Here is a 17370-nt window from a genome sequence, read left to right as displayed (position 1 = left end):
GTTAGCATGACGTCCTTCTCCACGCTCACCCGCAACTGGGAGGACTCGGAGGGCCACGCCCACCCCAGCGAGACCGGCGTGCCCGCAACCGGCATGCTGCTGACCATCACCGACAACGAGGGCAATCAGGGGTTCAGCCTGGTCGCGGGCGACTACCTGAGGGAAGGCGTTCTCACTCAGTACATCCGGCCGTTGCTCGTCGGGCAGGATCCGCTCCGCCGGGAGAAGATCTGGCAGGACCTCTACCTCGCGCAGCGCGGAGCCTACGGGCGGCTGCACGAGCGGGCCCTGTCGTTCGTCGAGCAGGCCCTGTGGGACTACGCCGGCCGTCGCCTCGACCAGCCCGTCTGGAAGCTGCTCGGCGGGGTGCGCGACGAAGTGCCCGCCTACGCCAGCACGATGTGCGGCGACGACGTGGTGGGCGGGCTCAGCAGCCCGGACGACTACGCAGCGTTCGCCGTCGACCTCGTGGCAAAGGGCTACAAAGCCGTGAAGCTGCACACCTGGATGCCGCCCGTCTCCTTCGCTCCGGATGCCCGGATGGACGTTCGCGCCTGCGCCGCCGTTCGCGAAGCCGTCGGACCCGACATCGTGCTGATGCTCGACTGCTACCACTGGTACAACCGCTCCGACGCCCTCTACATCGCCCGCGAACTGGACAAACTGAACTACGCCTGGATGGAGGAGCCGATGGACGAATACTCCATGTCGTCGTACAAGTGGCTCGCCGACCAGGTCGACCTGCTCATCGCCGGGCCGGAGAGCGTCGAGGGCAAGTTCCGCTCGCGGGCAGAGTGGGCCGCTTCGGGCGCCGTCGACATCCTGCGCATCGGTGTGCACAGCGCCGGCGGCATCTCGTCGGCCCTGAAGGTCTGCCACCTCGCCGAATCCTTCGGCATGGACTGCGAGATCCACGGCGGGGGCGTCGGTTCGCTCGCCGTGCTCGGTGGAGCGCCGAACGGCCGCTGGTACGAGACGGGGCTGCTGCACCCGCACCTCGATTCCGAGACACCGCTGCCGCACCTCACGGCCGTCGTCGACGCGATCGACGAGAACGGGAACGTGCCGCTGCCGACCGCCAGCGGACTCGGCGACCCCATCGACTTCGACTACATCGCCGCCAACACTGTGAGCACCACGCGATGACGGTTCTGGATGTCGCCACCGACGCCTCCGCCCTGACCGACGCCCTCGACGAGACCCACCGAGCGTCAGAACTCTGGGCGTCGACGACCCCCCTCGAGCGGAGCGCAGCCCTGAACAGGGTCGCGTCGTTCCTTGCGGAGCGGGCCGACGAAGCCGTCGCGGTCGCCGCGCGGGAGACCCTCATCCCGGCAGATCGACTCGCCGGAGAATTCACCCGCACGATCAAACAAGTGCGACTGGCGGCCGAGGTGGTGGCCGAGGGGTCGTGGCTCGACATCTCGATCACCGAAGAGAACGCTGAGGCGAAGCCGCCTGTCAGAGACCACCGGCGCATGAACGTTCCGCTCGGTCCGGTGCTGGTGTTCGCGGCGAGCAACTTCCCCTTCGCGTTCGGGGTCGTCGGAACCGACACCGCTTCGGCGTGGGCTGCGGGTTGCGCCGTGGTCGCGAAGGGCCACCCCGGGCATCCGGAGCTCGCGCGCCTGCTCGAGACCCTCGTCTCAGCCGCCCTCTCGGAGTCAGGACTGCCGGCCGCCCTCTTCACGCTCGTCGAGGGCGACGAGCTCGCCGTCGAGGTGCTGAAGCATCCGCACATCGCGGCCGGCGCGTTCACCGGCAGCATCCGCGGCGGTGTCGCGCTGACCCGCGTGGCCGAAGAGCGGCCCGTCCCTATTCCGTTCTATGCGGAGATGGGAAGCGTCAATCCCGTCATCGTCACGCCCCGGGCATGGGCGGCGAGACGCGCGGAGATCGAGGCCGGACTGGTTTCGTCGATGACCGTCAGCAACGGGCAGCTCTGCACGAGCCCCGGCATCCTGTTCGCGCCGGGCCCCGGCGTGACGGGCGAGCATCTCCTGACACTGCTGCAGGGCACCTCGGCGGCGCCGATGGTGACCGAGAGTGTCGCGCGGGAATTCCACGCCGGCATTGGACGACTCGCGGAAACGAAGGGCGTGACCGGGGTGCCCGGTGTGACCGGATCTCGCGACCCCGCCGCCCGCTCCGCGACGCCGGTGCTCTGGAGCGCCTCGGTGGCGGTGGCCCGCACCGACCCGTCGGTGTTCCAGGAACGGTTCGGCCCCTCGTCGGTCATCGTCTCGTACGACGATCTCGATGACGTGCTCGACACCATCGACGCACTCGACGGCCAGCTCACCGCATCGGTCTTCGCCGAAGACGAAGACGACATCACCGCACTCGTCGAGCACCTCGGCCGCCGCGTGGGCCGGGTGCTGCTGAACGACTGGCCGACCGGGGTCGCGGTCTCGTGGTCGATGCACCACGGTGGTCCGTGGCCGGCGTCGTCGAACGCGATGTACGGTTCAGTGGGGGCCGAAGCGATACGACGGTTCCTCCGCCCCGTCGCATACCAGAACTTCGACGAGGGCCGGCTGCCCGCTGCGGTGCAGTCGTCGAACCCCTGGGGTGTTTCCCAGCGTGTGAATGGAGTCGCTCAGCCATGTTGACCATCGGAATCCTCGGCGCGGCCGGAATCGCACCCGCAGCCATCATCCGTCCCGCTCGGCGGCGAACGGATGTCGCGGTGTTGGCCGTCGCGGCACGCAGCGCCGCTTCGGGCGCCCGCTACGCTGCCGAACACGGCATCGCACGGAGCTACGAGGGCTACGCCGCGCTGCTCGACGACCCCGAGATCGATCTCGTCTACAACGCCCTTCCCCCGTCTGAGCACGCCGAATGGTCGATCCGAGCGCTCGAAGCCGGCAAGCATGTGCTCTGCGAGAAACCCTTCGCGATGAACGCCGCCGAAGCCCAGCGCATGGTGGATGCCGCCGACGCGTCGGGGTTCCGACTCATCGAGGCGTTCCACGACCGGTACCACCCCCTCAGCGCCGAACTCGACGCGGTGCGGGCATCGGGGATGCTCGGCGAGATCCTCTCCGTCAGCGCCGACTTCTCGAGCACCAACGTCTTCGACCCGGCGTCACTGCGGCACGACCCCCTGCTCGGCGGCGGTTCCCTGATGGACCTCGGCTGCTACCCGCTGCACTGGGTGCGGGCGTTCCTCGGCGAGGAGCCGGAGGTGGTCGAGGCGTCGGCCACGCTCAATCCGCTCGGCGCCGACCTCAGCGTGGATGCTCTGCTGCGCTTCCCCTCGGGAGTGGAGGCTCGCGTGACCTCGGCGATGGTCGAGCATCCGCACCTGAATGCGTCGTTCGACGCTGTCGGAACCCTCGGCACGCTGCACGTCGAGAACCTCGTGTTCCCCTCACGCGGGCACTCTCTCACCTCGAGAATCGACGGGGTCGAGAGAAACTGGACGGTCAGGGGCGAAGAGACCTACGACCACCAGCTCGACGCACTTGTCGACGGGCTCTCGTCAGGTGTGCCGCTCCTCACCGAAGGTGCGGACAGCGTCGCCAACATGGTGCTGATCGACGCGATCTATGCCGCGGCCGGGGTGCTCCGCCCCTGAACGGAAGCAGCGACGACCCTGTCGGTACCGTCAGCTCGACGACGTGGCCGCGGGCGCTCGGTCGTAAGCTGGCGGCATGACCGATGACGCACTCCGGATCGCCCAAGAGGAGGCCGCCGCCGCGGTCGAAGCCGCCCGTGTAGCTCAGGAGGCGGCCGAGTCCGCGCTGAAGCGGGCTCAGGATGTCCAGGCCCAGGCCCAGTCGAACGCCGCCACCCCAGCACCCGCCACCCCAGCACCCGCCGCTGCTGCACCCGCCACCCCAGCACCCCCCGCCCCCCTCCCACCCGCCGCCGTCGACACCATCCGAGCCGGCTACTCCTTCACGGGGGCAGCCCTGGAAATGGGCGCCCTCGTCAACGGCAACGCCCTGCCCGACGTGCAGGTGCGCATCCCGCTCGCCATGACCAACCGCCACGGGCTCGTCGCTGGCGCCACCGGAACCGGCAAGACCAAGACCCTCCAGGTGCTGGCCGAACAGCTCGCGGCCCAGGGTGTGCCCGTCTTCGCCGCCGACATCAAGGGCGACCTCTCGGGCATCGCGAGCGCAGGCACCAGCAGCCCCGAACTCCTCGAACGCACGGGTGGCATCGGCCAGGACTGGCAGCCGGCCGCAACCACGACCGAGTTCTTCAGCCTCGGCGGCGTGGGGCGCGGCATCCCGATCCGCGCCACTGTCGCTGGCTTCGGGTCGCTGCTCATGAGCAAAGTGCTCGGGCTCAACGACACCCAGGAGTCGAGCCTCGGCCTCGTCTTCCACTACGCCGACCGCGCCGGGCTCCCCCTGCTCGATCTGAGCGACCTCCGCTCCGTGCTCAGCTACCTCGCCAGCGACGCCGGCAAGGCCGAACTCGTCGACCTCGGCGGCATCTCGCCCGCGACCGTCGGCGTGATCCTCCGCGAACTGATCACGTTCGCCGACCAGGGCGCCGACGTCTTCTTCGGCGAGACCGAGATCGACACGGCGGAGTTCCTGCGCACCACGGCTGACGGCCGCGGAATCGTCAGTCTGCTCGAGGTGCCCGGAGTCGCCGACAAACCCGCCCTGTTCTCCACCTTCCTGATGTGGTTGTTGGCCGATCTCTACAACGACCTGCCCGAGGTCGGCGACCTCGACAAGCCGAAGCTCGTGTTCTTCTTCGACGAGGCGCACCTGCTCTTCACCAACGCGTCGAAGGACTTCATCGCGTCGATCACGCAGACGGTGCGCCTCATCCGTTCCAAGGGCGTCGGTATCTTCTTCGTCACGCAGACGCCGAAAGACGTGCCCGGCGACGTGCTCGCACAGCTCGGGTCGCGCATCCAGCACCAGCTGCGAGCCTTCACACCGGATGACGCAAAAGCGTTGCGCGCGACCGTCTCGACGTACCCGAAATCGGGCTACGACCTTGCCGAAGTGCTGCAGAACCTGGCTACGGGAGAAGCGATCGTCACGGTCATGAACGAGAAGGGCGCTCCCAGCCCGGTCGCGTGGACGCGGCTCCGCGCGCCGCAGGGCTCGATGTCTCCGACTCCGGATGCCCAGATCGACGCTGCGGTCACCGCATCGCCCCTCCTGGCCCGGTACGGTCCGGTCATCGACCGCGAATCTGCGCGGGAGATCCTGACGGCGAAGCTGAACACCGCCGCCGAGGCCGCTGCAGCCGCGGAGCAGGCCGTCGAAGACGCGAAGGTCGCCGCGGCAGCAGCGAAACAGCAGGCCGCCGCCGAAAGGGCCTCCCAGAAGGCTGCCGCAGGCGCCGCCAAAGCCGAGGCGAAAGCACAGGCCGACTACGACCGCTCTCTCGCGAAGGCCCGGGCCCAGGATGCTGCGGCCGACCGCGAGCGGGATCGCCGCGCAACCGGCTCCCGCACCAGCTCCCGCTCGCAGCCGAACATCCTCGAAGACGTTCTGGGTTCACGCGCGACGCGCACCATCCTGACCAGCGTCGTCTCCGGAATCTTCGGCACCCGCCGCCGCCGCTGACCCGCACCCGGACGGGTCAGGCGACGCGGCGGTCGGCGAAGCCGGCCTTCGAGGCACGGGCGACCGCCGCCGGAAGCGCCGCCACGAGGGCGTCGACCTCCGCCGCGGTCGTGCCGTGGCCGAGCGTGATGCGAAGGGCCCCGCGGGCCTCGGACTCGGGCACACCCATCGCCGTCAGGACGTGCGACACCTCCGGGACGCCCGCCTGGCACGCCGAACCGGTCGAGACCGAGAAACCGGCCATGTCGAGCAGGAAGAGCAGCGAATCTCCCTCGCAGCCGGGGAACGTGAAGTGCGCGTTGCCCGGCAACCGCCCCTCAGCAGACGGATCGCCCCGCAGCACAGCGGTCGGCACAGCCGAGCGGATGCCGGTGACCAGCCGATCCCGCAGCGCCCCCACCGAGTCCGCGAACGCCGGAAACTCCTCGACCGCAGCCCGCGCGGCGGCGGCGAACGCGGCGGCGCCCGCGGCATCCTGAGTGCCCGAGCGCCCGCGCTGCTGCCCACCCCCGTGGATGAGGGGAACGACCTCCGCGCGACGCGACAGCAGTAACGCCCCGACGCCCACCGGCCCGCCGATCTTGTGCGCCGACACGCTCAGTGCAGCGACCCCGAGCGCACCGAAGTCGATCGGCACGTACCCGTACGCCGACACCGCATCCACATGCACCGGAACCCCGTACCGCGCCGCGACCTCGGCAAGCGAAGCTACGGGCTGCAGCGTCCCCACCTCATTGTTCGCCCACAGGAACGACACGAGCGCCACATCGTCGGCACCCGCGGCGAGTCGATCCGAGAGCACAGATGGCGCCAGTCGCCCGAGGGCGTCGACGGGGAGCCACTCCACGACGGCGCCCTCGTACTGCACGAGCCACTCCACTGCGTCGTTCGTCGAGTGGTGCTCCCCGCCCGGCACCAGGATGCGCGGCCGCACGGCTGAGCCACCCCGCGCCCAGAACAACCCCTTCACCCCGAGGTTCACCGACTCGGTACCGCCCGAGGTGAAGACGACTTCGACCGCCTCGGCCCCGAGCGAACCCGCCACCGTCTCGCGGGCCTCCTCGAGCATCCGTTTCGCCTGCTGCCCCTGCGTGTGGATCGACGACGGATTGCCCACCACACCGAGCGCCTCCACATACGCGGCGAGCGCGGCGGGGGTCAGCGGCGTGGTCGCCGCATGATCGAGGTAGATGGCCAAACCCGGCACTCCCAACACAACTGAACGTGAACAAGCCCGTAACACGCACTCACTACTCTAGAACTCATGACTCAGGCCGACCCTTTCGCCCATCTCGGCATCCGGCAGACGGCGGCGGGCGGGGAGCTCCGGGTCTGGAGCGAGAACGCGACGAGCATCGAACTGTGCCTGTTCGACCAGAAAGACCCGAACTGGATCTTCAAGACCGTCACGATGACCCGGGATGGCAGCAGTGTCTGGCTGGCGCGCACCAGGTCGCTCGCACCGGGTCGGCGCTACGCCCTGCGGGTGGCCGGCCCGAACGGCCCCGAGCACCCGCAGAACAGCTTCGACCCCACGACCCTCATGCTCGACCCCTACGCGCGCGGCCTCACCCGCACCGGCCCCGACCTCTGGCGGGGGGTCGTCGTCGACACCGACTTCGACTGGAACGGGGCGACGAAGCCGAACACCCCGCTCGACCACACGGTCATCTACGAGGGCCACGTGAAGGGCCTGAGCAGGCTGAACACGCGCATGCCTGAGCACCTGCGCGGCACCTACGCCGGTCTCGCGCACGAGACCACCATCGGCTACCTCCAGAAGCTCGGAGTCACGGCGGTCCAGCTGCTGCCCGTGCACGCGTTCGTGTCGGAGCGTCGCCTCATGAAGCAGGGCCTCACGAACTACTGGGGCTACAACACGCTCAACTTCTTCACCCCTCACCCGTTGTACGGCACGAAAGCGGCGCAGCAGAACGGTCCGAGCGCGATCCTTCGCGAGTTCAAGGGCATGGTCAAGCTGTTGCACGAGGCAGGCCTCGAGGTCATCCTCGACGTCGTCTACAACCACACGGCCGAGGAGGGCATCACCGGGCCTCGCAGTAGTTTCCGTGGCATCGACAACGCGAACTACTACCGCCAGACGAAGGCCGGCCACTACATCGATGTCACCGGATGCGGCAACAGCGTCGACACCAGCGTTCCCGCCGTCTCCCGGTTGGTGCTCGACTCGCTGAAGTACTGGGCGAACGAAGTGCAGATCGACGGCTTCCGCTTCGACCTGGCGGCCACGCTCGGGCGGAATCACGACGCGTACTTCGACCCCGATCATCCGCTGCTCCACGCCATCACGAACGACCCCGACCTCACAGGCGTGAAGATGATCGCCGAACCGTGGGATGTCGGCATGGGCGGCTGGCAGACCGGCAATTTCGCGCCGGGCTGGCACGAGTGGAACGACCGTTACCGCGACCGCATGCGGAAGTTCTGGCTGCGCGACACGAAGTCGATCCGAGAGCACGGTTCGCCGGGCGACGGGGTCGGGATGCTCGCCACACGCCTCGCCGGGTCGGCGAACACCTTCTCGCAGCAGCGCGGCCCGCTCGCGTCGATCAACTTCGTCACCGCCCACGACGGGTTCACTCTGGCCGACCTCACGGCCTACGACGTCAAACACAACGTGGGCAACGGCGAGTCGAACCGCGACGGAACCGACAACAACATGTCGTACAACCACGGTGTCGAGGGCGCAACCCCCAACAGGAGCATCGAGGCGGCCCGGCGCCGAACCATCCGCAACCTGATGGGCACGCTCCTGCTCTCCGCGGGCATCCCGATGATCACGGCGGGCGACGAGTTCGGGCGCAGCCAGAAGGGCAACAACAACGCCTACTGTCACGACTCCGAGCTGACCTGGTTGAGCTGGGACCGTCGCAAGTGGCAGAACGGGCTCTGGCAGACCACGCAGCACCTGTTGAAGCTCCGCCGTGAGAACTCCGCCCTGCGACCCTCCCATTTCGGTGTCTTCGGCGAGACCACGCCGAGCGCAAGCCAGATGGACTGGTACGACGCCGATGGCGGCGAGATGAGCAATGTCGACTGGAACAGCCCCGAGAACCGCACCCTTCAGTTCCTCGCCGCCTCCACCCCCGAGCACGAGGAGTTCAACCGTGTGCTCGTCGTCATCCACGGCGTCGAGCAGGCGACCACCATCACGCTCCCCCGGCACGAGGGCGTCGAGTGCTACGAGCTGCTCTGGGACAGCGCCGAAGACGCACCGACGGCTCCGGATGCCCAGCTCCCCGCCCTCGAACCGGGAGTACGGGTACCGGTCTCCGGCTCGTCGATGCAGCTCTACCGCGCCCACTGACCAGCCGCGCCGGCACCCCCGTCCCACCATCCCACCCACCCACTCGCGTAAAAGAGGACTGGGCGGGGCGCTGCGGTCTCCTCGACCCCAGCGCGCGTCCAATCCTCTTTTACGCCGCGGGCCGCAGGCCACAGGCTGCCGCGGGCCGCAGCGGGCACGCGCGGTTAGCGTGCGGTCGCCACCAGCCCGAGCTCGGCCGACGAGGCCAGGTTCTCGTGCCGGGGCACCACGCGTACCGTGTAGCCGAACGAGCCGGCGCGGCCCAGTACGACCGTGCCCGAGAAGCCGTAGAGACCCTCGGAGTCGCTCTCGGGAGCGCCGCCCTCCGGCGTCACCACCGTGATCGGGGTCGTCGCCGTCGACAGCACGGCCGGCGCGAGCGAGACGGTCCGAACATCCGCCAGCTGATCGCCGTTCGTGGTGTGCCCGTAGACGACCTGCACCGAGACGTCGGACGGCGTCAGCGAGCCCAGGTTGACCCGCGCCCGCACCTGCAGCTCATCGCCGACCTGCGGCGTGTCGTCGAGCCCGCCCGACTCGACGTGAACGACCGCGACCGACGGCCAGGCCGCCCGCTCCTGTTCCTTCCATTCCGCCAGGGCCGTGGCCGGGCCGTAGTCGTGGTCGATGACGGCGGTCGCCGCGGCTGCGGCCGGCAGGTAGAGCCGCAGCGCGTACTCGCTCACCATGCGCTCGGCCGAGAGCTGCGGCGAGAGGGTCGAGAGCGTGTGCCTGATCGACTTCGTCCACCGTTCGGGCAGCCCCTGGGCGTTGCGGTCGTAGAACCTGGGCGCCACCTGGTGCTCGATGAGGTCGTAGAGCGCCTCCGACTCGAGCTGGTCGCGCTCCTCGGGGGTGTCGACCGAGTCGGCGGTCGGGATGGCCCAGCCGTTCTCGCCGTCGTAGTACTCGTTCCACCAGCCGTCGAGGATCGACAGGTTGAGTCCGCCGTTGAGAGCCGCCTTCATTCCGGATGTTCCACACGCCTCGAGCGGGCGCAGCGGGTTGTTCAGCCAGACATCCGTGCCCGGGTAGAGCTTCTGCGCCATGCCGATGTCGTAGTTCGGCAGGAAGACGATGCGGTGGCGCACCTCCGGGTCGCTCGCGAACTGCACCAGCTTCTGGATGAGCCGCTTGCCCTCCTCGTCGGCCGGATGCGACTTCCCCGCGATCACCAGCTGCACAGGCTGGGTGGGGTTCAGCAGAATCGACTTCAGGCGGGCGGGGTCGTGCAGCATCAGCGTGAGGCGCTTGTACGTCGGAACGCGTCGGGCGAACCCGATCGTCAGCACGGCGGGGTCGAGCAGCGTGCGATACCACGCCGGCGGAATGGAGCCCGGGCTCTGCTCGAGCCACGCCTCGGTCACGCGGTGGCGGGCGTCGAACACGAGCTGGCGGCGCATGTCGTTGCGCACCGCCCACAGGTCATCGTCGCTGACATCGGGCGAGGCCCAGTTCGCCGTCGCCGTCTCCGAGGTACCGAGCTTGTTCTGCGCCAGCTCGATGAGCAGCGGGTCGGTCCAGGTCGGCGCGTGCACACCGTTGGTGACCGAGGTGATCGGTACCTCAGACTGGTCGAATCCGGGCCAGAGGCCAGCGAACATCCCGCGGCTCACCTCGCCGTGCAGCTGGGAGACACCGTTGGCACGCTGCGCGAGCCGCAGCCCCATCACCGCCATGTTGAACATGCCGGGCGCACCGCCGTTGGCGACCTCGTTGCCGAGGGCGAGCACCTGCTGAACGTCGACGCCGGGAAGCAGGTCGGTGGAGAAGTACCGCTCGACGAGCGCGGCTTCGAAGCGGTCGATGCCCGCGGGAACGGGTGTGTGGGTCGTGAAGACCGTACCCGCGCGAACCACCTGGAGAGCGACGTCGAACGAGAGCCCCTCGCCGATCAGGTCGCAGATGCGCTCGAGGCCCTGGAAGCCCGCGTGCCCTTCGTTGGTGTGGTAGACCTCGGGCTCGGGGGAGTCGGTCAGTTCGCTGTAGATCTTCAGCGCACGCTTGCCGCCGATGCCGAGCAGCAGCTCCTGCAGCAGCCGGTGCTCGCCGCCACCGCCGTAGAGCCGGTCGGTGACCGAACGCAGATCGTCGTCGTTGTCGGGGATGTCGGTGTCGAGCAGCAGAAGCTTGACCCGGCCCACCTGGGCCTGCCAGATGCGGGCGTAGAGGGCACGGTCATCCGGCAGCGCGAGCACGACCTGGGCCGGCGCTCCGTCGGCCAGGCGCAGCACGCTCAGCGGCAGTCCATCGGGGTCGAGCACGGGGTAGCTCTCCTGCTGCCAGCCGTCGCGAGAGATCGCCTGGCGAAAGTAGCCGGCGCGGTAGAACAGGCCGACGCCCACGATCGGAACACCGAGGTCGCTCGCCGCCTTGAGGTGGTCGCCCGCCAGGATGCCGAGACCGCCCGAATACTGCGGCAGCGCCGCCGCGATTCCGAACTCGGGAGAGAAGTAGCCGATGCTCGTGGGCTTCGGTTCGTCGAGCGCCTGGTACCAGCGCGGCTCGGAGAGGTAGCGGTTCAGGTCGTCGCGCAGGCTGTTCGCCCAGGCCACGAAGCCCTCATCGGCCGCGAGCTGGGCAAGACGGTCGGGGCTCACCGCTCCCAGCAGCGCGATCGGGTCGCCGGTGGTCGCCTCCCAGTCGTCGGGCGAGATGTGCGCGAGGAGCTTGCGGGTCGGCTCGTGCCACGACCAGCGCAGGTTCGCGACGAGCTCACCGACAGCCGACAGTTCCGGGGGGAGAACAGATCGAACGGTGAATTTCCTGATGGCTTTCACGCACAGCTCCTTCGGGTTTGGGGCAAAGCCTAGAGCGAGAAGGTGACCGAGCGCCAAACGCACAAGGGGTGAATGTTCTGCCGCGGTTCACCGCGCTTTGTTGGTACGGTCGAACAGTGGCTAAGACAGTGGCAAAAACGACCGTAAAAGGCACGACGATCAAGCAGGCCAAGGCAGCCGCACCCGCTGGTGTGACAGCTTTCACGCCCGCCATCGGGCGCATCCCGATCGTCGACGTGTTCCCTTCCGTCTCGGGCGGCCGCTGGCCCGCCAAGGCCTTCGCGGGCGAGGTGGTGCCGTTCGGCGCGACCGTCTTCCGCGAGGGGCACGATGCCGTGGGGGCACGCCTCGAACTCGAAGACCCCTCGGGTGCCGTCTCGAGCTACGGGCTCCGGATGATCGGGGTCGGCCTCGACCGCTACCAGACCCTCGCCCAGCTGCCCACCCAGGGCGCCTGGCGATTCCGTATCCGCGCGTTCAGCGACGACTACGAGACGTGGCACCACAACGCCTCGATCAAGGTGCCCGCCGGAATCGATGTCGAGCTCATGTTCGCCATCGCAGGCGAACTCTTCACCCGCGCGGGCGCCGACACCACACGGCCCGCGGCAGACCGCACGGTCTTCCTCGACCTCGCGGCCTCGGTGCTCGACAGCGCCGTGCCTGCCACCGATCGGCTGGCGGCCGCTACGGCACCGGCGGTCTTGACCGCGGTCGAGAGCGCGCCGATCGCCAGTCTCGACACCTTCTCCGCCTGGCAGCCGCTGAACGTCGAGCGCCAGCGCGCCGGCTTCGGCTCGTGGTACGAGTTCTTCCCCCGCTCCATCGGCGCGTCGCAGGATGCTGACGGCACGTGGACCAGCGGAACCTTCCGCACCGCCGCCGCCCGCCTGCCCGAGGTCGCGGCCATGGGGTTCGACGTGCTCTACCTGCCGCCCATCCACCCCATCGGCGAAGCCTTCCGCAAGGGCCCGAACAACTCGCTCACCACGGCCCCCGGCGACCCGGGGTCGCCCTGGGCGATCGGCGGCGCGGCCGGCGGACACGACACCGTGCATCCCGATCTCGGCGGCATGGCGGCCTTCACCGAGTTCGTGCAGGCCGCGAAGACCGCGGGGCTGGAGGTGGCGCTCGACTTCGCGCTGCAGGCCTCCCCCGATCATCCGTGGGTCAAGGAGCACCCGGAGTGGTTCACCACCCTTCCCGACGGGTCGATCGCCTATGCCGAGAACCCGCCGAAGAAGTACCAGGACATCTATCCGATCAACTTCGACAACGACCCGGCTGGAATCAGGGCCGAGGCGCTGCGCATCATCCGGTTCTGGATCGCGGCCGGCGTCACGATCTTCCGTGTCGACAACCCGCACACCAAGCCGCTCGACTTCTGGAAGTGGCTGATCGCGACGGTCATGGCCGAGAACCCCGATGTTATCTGGCTCGCCGAAGCCTTCACCCGGCCTGCGCTCATGCAGAGCCTCGCGAAGGTGGGTTTCACGCAGTCGTACACCTACTTCACCTGGCGGAACACCAGGGAGGAGCTCGAGGAGTTCCTCGACGGCCTGTCGCACGAGACGGCAGCGTTCTTCCGCCCGAACCTGTTCGTGAACACCCCCGACATCCTGCATGCCTACCTGCAGTTCGGCGGCCGTCCGGCATACAAGGTGCGCGCGGCGATCGCGGCGACCGGGGCCCCGACGTGGGGCGTCTACTCGGGCTACGAGCTCGTCGAGAACGTGGCGCGGCCGGGCTCCGAGGAGAACATCGACAACGAGAAGTACGAGTACCGGCCGCGGGACTTCGAAGCCGCCGAGGCACAGGGCCTGTCGCTCGCGCCCTACATCACCCGGCTCAACCAGATCCGCAACGAGCATCCGGCGCTGGCACAACTGAGAAACCTCGACATCCACGCCAGCGACGACGACTCGATCATCGTCTACAGCAAGTACGTCGCGGGCGAGTACACCGCGAGCGGGCGGCCCGACGGCCTCATCGTGATCGCCAACGTCGACCCGTACGCCGTTCGGGAGACCACGGTGCGCCTCGACGTGACGAAGTTCGGCCTCGAGCCGGGTGCGTCGTTCAGGGTGACCGACCAGCTCACCGGCGACTCGTGGATCTGGGGCGCCGACAACTACGTGCGACTGAACGCCTTCGCCGAACCCGTGCACATCCTCTCGGTGCAGTACGGCCCCGACCCTTCGAGCGAAACCGAGACAGAACCGCCCACGGCTCCGGATGCACTTTCCGGCGCCTCCACCGAATCGCCGACGTCCTCCGACGGAACGGACCCCCACTGATGTCCCAGATCGACGGCCTCACCGCCCTCAGGCACAACGAAGTCCCCGAGAGCGTGCTGCAGCAGGTGGCCACCGGCTCCTACTACGACCCGCACTCCGTTCTCGGGCAGCACCTCGTCGACCCGTCGAGCGAGGGAGATGCCGTCACGGTCATCCGCACCCTCCGCCCGCTCGCCAGCGAGGTCAGCGCGGTGCTCGCGAACGGGGCGCGCACCTCGCTTCAGCACCTGTACGGCGGCATCTGGCAGGGCTTCACCATCACCGGCCTCGGCGACTACACCATCGACGCCACCTACGACGACGGCTCCGTCTGGACCGCCGACGACCCCTACCGCTTCGGCCCCACCCTCGGCGACCTCGACCTGCACCTCATCGGTGAGGGCCGCCACGAACAGCTGTGGGATGTTCTCGGCGCCCACTACCGCACGGTTCACGGTATCGACGGCGACTTCGCCGGCACCGCGTTCAGCGTCTGGGCACCGCACGCCCGCGCAGCCCGCGTGATCGGCGACTTCAACGGCTGGGACGGCACGCGCCACTCCATGCGCAGCCTCGGCGCCACGGGAGTCTGGGAGGTCTTCATCCCCGACCTCGAGCCCGGCAGCACGTACAAGTTCGAGCTCCTCTCCCAACATGGCGGGTGGGTGCAGAAGGCCGACCCGATGGCGCGCCGCTCCGAGGTGCCTCCCCTGACGGCATCCGTCATCACCGATTCGTTCTACGAGTGGGGCGACACGGCGTTCATGGCGAAGCGCGCCGAGACCGACCCGCACAACTCGGCGATGAGCGTCTACGAGATGCATCTCGGGTCGTGGCGTCCGGGCCTCGACTACCGCACCCTCGCCGACCCCCTGATCGACTACCTGAACGAGCTGGGCTTCACGCACGTCGAGTTCATGCCCCTCGCGGAGCATCCGTTCGGCGGCTCGTGGGGCTACCAGGTCTCGGGCTACTACTCCCCCACGGCCCGCTTCGGCACCCCGGATGACCTGCGGTACCTCATCGACCGCCTGCACCAGGCGGGCTTCGGCGTGCTGCTCGACTGGGTGCCGGGCCACTTCCCGAAAGACGAATTCGCGCTGGCGAACTTCGATGGGCAGCCCCTCTACGAACACTCCGACCCGCGCCGTGGCGAGCAACCCGACTGGGGCACGCTCGTCTTCAACTTCGGCGACTCGAAGGTGCGCAACTTCCTGGTCGCGAACGCTCTCTACTGGTTCGAGGAATTCCACATCGACGGCCTGCGGGTCGACGCCGTGGCATCCATGCTCTATCTCGACTACTCCCGCAAAGAGGGCGAGTGGCTGCCGAACCAGTACGGCGGGCGTGAGAACCTCGAGGCGATCAGCCTGCTGCAGGAGGTCAACGCCACTGCCTACAAGCGCTACCCGGGCATCGTGATGATCGCCGAGGAGTCGACCAGCTGGCCGGGTGTCACCAAGCCCACCTCGCAGGGCGGCCTCGGCTTCGGCATCAAGTGGAACATGGGCTGGATGCACGACACGCTGTCGTACATCGAGACCGACCCCCTCTACCGCTCCCACCACCACGGCGAGATCACGTTCTCCTTCGTCTACGCGTTCAGCGAGAACTTCATGCTGCCGATCTCGCACGACGAGGTCGTGCACGGCAAGGGTTCGCTGCTGACCAAGATGCCCGGCGACCACTGGCAGAAGCTCGCGAACCTGCGCGCCTACCTCGGGTTCATGTGGGCGCACCCGGGCAAGCAGCTGCTCTTCATGGGCCAGGAGTTCGGCCAGCCGTCCGAGTGGAGCGAGGAACGCGGCCTCGACTGGTGGATTCTCGACCAGCCCGTGCACCGCTCGCTGCTGCACCTCGTGTCGTCGCTGAACCGGGTGTACCGGGAGAACCCGGCGCTGTGGCTGCGCGACAACGAGTCGGCCGGCTTCGAGTGGATCGACGGCGGTTCGAGCGAGAAGAACCTGGTGTCGTTCCTGCGCTGGGATGCCGAGGGCAACCCCATCGCGGTGCTGATGAATTTCAGCGGCGCCCCCGTCGGCCCGTACCGCGTCTCACTGCCGTTCAGCGGCATCTGGGATGAGGTCATCAACACCGACGCCCTCGAGTACGGCGGATCGGGCGTCGGCAACTTCGGTGCCGTCAACGCCGAGAACACCCCCTGGCAGGGTCGCCCCGCCTCGGTGGAACTCACCCTCCCCCCCTTGGCGGCCCTCTACCTCAAGCCCCGCCCCCGGGCCTGACACCGCACCCCCGGGCCTGACACCGCCCGGCCGATCGAGAGGTCGATATCTCTCCGAAACTCGCGTTTTTGGAGAGATATCGACCTCTCGATTGTTATTTGGCGTCCTGCTGGGGGAAGACGACCTTCTCGATGATGATGATGACGGAGGCCGCTATCGGGATGGCGACCAGGGCGCCGAGTACGCCGCCGATGGTGCCACCCGCTACCGCGCCGATCACCACGACCGCGCCGGGCACCGACACCGCCTTGTTCATGATGCGCGGGCTCAGAAGGTACGCCTCCACCTGCATGTAGACGAGGTAGTAGATCGCAGCGACGAGCGCGGTGAGCGGCGACGCGAGCAGGCTGATGAGCACGATGATGGCCGACCCGGTGACCGTACCCACGAGCGGCACCAGTGACAGCAGGAACGCAATGAACGCGAGCAGCACCGGCAGGGGCGCCCCGATGATCGTCAGAAAGATGAAGCTCAGCACGCCGTTGACCAGCGCCAGGGAGATCTGGCCGACCACGTACCGACCCACGGCCGCCGTGATCTGCTCGGTGATGTCCGCGAACGACGCGCGCTTGGTGGCGGGCACGAAACGGTACGTGACGCGCTTCATCGAACGCAGCGAGGCGAGGAAGTACAGCGTGAGGATCAGCACGATGACCGTGCCCGTCACCCCGCTCGCCACACCGGCGCCCACCGCCAGGATGCCGCCGCCGACAGAGAGGATCTTGTCGGGGCTGAGGAACGACTGCAGGTTGGTGATGATGTCGTCGACGCTGACGACGCCCGACAGCTGCTGTTCGAGGTCTTTCACCCACTGCTGGGCCTGCAGGTTGGAGATGTAGGTCGGAAAGTTGTTGACGAGGTTGCCGGTCTGCTCCACGATGATCGGGATGATCGTCAGGAGCAGCGCCGCGAGAACGAGCACCACGAAGCCGAACACGACCCCGATGGCCAGGCCTCGGGGCATCCGCTTCGACAGCCTCGACACCAGGGGATCGAGCCCCAGTGCGATGAACAGCGCGACGCCCACGTAGATGAGCACGGTGCCCAGCTGGGTGACCAGGCCGCCGATGACGAGGGCGACCAGCACCCCGAGAGCCCCGAGCAGACCGATCTTGAAGGCGTTGACCTGCGCGAAGGCCCGCGACCCCTCGGTCGCCACCTGCACTTCAGGTGAGACTTTTGCCTGGGAGGGTGCTG

Annotated in this window: 10 protein-coding genes; 7 read left to right on the top strand and 3 right to left on the bottom strand. The window is 68.2% G+C overall.

What is annotated here, in order from left to right; all coding sequences use genetic code 11:
- Window positions 1–6: 6 nt before the first annotated feature.
- The 4 genes from B7R24_RS05040 (at window position 7) to B7R24_RS05025 (ending at window position 5546) form a co-directional block, all read left to right on the top strand.
- A complete protein-coding gene (locus tag B7R24_RS05040; protein ID WP_216363618.1) occupies window positions 7–1146 on the top strand; it encodes an enolase C-terminal domain-like protein in 1140 nt (379 codons plus the stop codon).
- Window positions 1143–2612 (top strand): aldehyde dehydrogenase family protein, encoded by a 1470-nt coding sequence (locus B7R24_RS05035; protein WP_116417888.1) that lies wholly within the window; start codon window positions 1143–1145, stop codon window positions 2610–2612. Before B7R24_RS05040 ends, B7R24_RS05035 begins: the two co-directional genes overlap by 4 nt.
- Window positions 2606–3580: a Gfo/Idh/MocA family protein gene (locus tag B7R24_RS05030; RefSeq protein ID WP_116417887.1), complete on the top strand. Its 975-nt coding sequence runs from the start codon at window positions 2606–2608 to the stop codon at window positions 3578–3580. Before B7R24_RS05035 ends, B7R24_RS05030 begins: the two co-directional genes overlap by 7 nt.
- Before the next feature lie 76 nt (window positions 3581–3656).
- Window positions 3657–5546, top strand: coding sequence for a helicase HerA-like domain-containing protein (locus B7R24_RS05025; protein WP_116417886.1), 1890 nt, complete (start codon window positions 3657–3659; stop codon window positions 5544–5546).
- A 16-nt stretch (window positions 5547–5562) separates the two neighbouring features.
- Here the strand turns inward: B7R24_RS05025 and B7R24_RS05020 are convergent, their stop codons facing one another.
- Complete coding sequence (locus B7R24_RS05020; protein ID WP_116417885.1) at window positions 5563–6744, bottom strand: cysteine desulfurase family protein; 1182 nt, start codon at window positions 6742–6744, stop codon at window positions 5563–5565.
- A 66-nt stretch (window positions 6745–6810) separates the two neighbouring features.
- On the opposite strand from B7R24_RS05020, the gene glgX reads away from it, so the two are divergent.
- On the top strand, window positions 6811–8874 hold the full coding sequence (gene glgX / locus B7R24_RS05015; protein ID WP_116417884.1) for a glycogen debranching protein GlgX: 2064 nt from the start codon (window positions 6811–6813) through the stop codon (window positions 8872–8874).
- A 164-nt stretch (window positions 8875–9038) separates the two neighbouring features.
- Here glgX and glgP read toward each other — a convergent pair whose 3' ends face one another.
- The gene (gene glgP / locus B7R24_RS05010) at window positions 9039–11654 is read right to left on the bottom strand and encodes an alpha-glucan family phosphorylase (protein ID WP_116417883.1); all 2616 of its coding nucleotides are present in this window, start codon (window positions 11652–11654) and stop codon (window positions 9039–9041) included.
- Window positions 11655–11782: 128 nt separating this feature from the next.
- Here glgP and B7R24_RS05005 point away from each other — a divergent pair, with 128 nt between their 5' ends.
- On the top strand, window positions 11783–13951 hold the full coding sequence (locus B7R24_RS05005) for an alpha-1,4-glucan--maltose-1-phosphate maltosyltransferase (RefSeq protein WP_172582720.1): 2169 nt from the start codon (window positions 11783–11785) through the stop codon (window positions 13949–13951).
- Complete coding sequence (gene glgB / locus B7R24_RS05000; RefSeq protein ID WP_116417882.1) at window positions 13951–16173, top strand: 1,4-alpha-glucan branching protein GlgB; 2223 nt, start codon at window positions 13951–13953, stop codon at window positions 16171–16173. The genes B7R24_RS05005 and glgB overlap by 1 nt, the downstream gene beginning before the upstream one ends.
- 94 nt (window positions 16174–16267) lie before the next feature.
- Here glgB and B7R24_RS04995 read toward each other — a convergent pair whose 3' ends face one another.
- Window positions 16268–17332: an AI-2E family transporter gene (locus B7R24_RS04995; RefSeq protein ID WP_253259275.1), complete on the bottom strand. Its 1065-nt coding sequence runs from the start codon at window positions 17330–17332 to the stop codon at window positions 16268–16270.
- Between the last annotated feature and the right edge of the window lie 38 nt (window positions 17333–17370).

This window comes from Subtercola boreus, assembly GCF_003399645.1.
Lineage (GTDB): Bacteria > Actinomycetota > Actinomycetes > Actinomycetales > Microbacteriaceae > Subtercola > Subtercola boreus_A.
The sequence above is the reverse complement of the archived record's forward strand: the minus strand, read 5'-3'. Positions and strand labels throughout refer to the sequence as shown.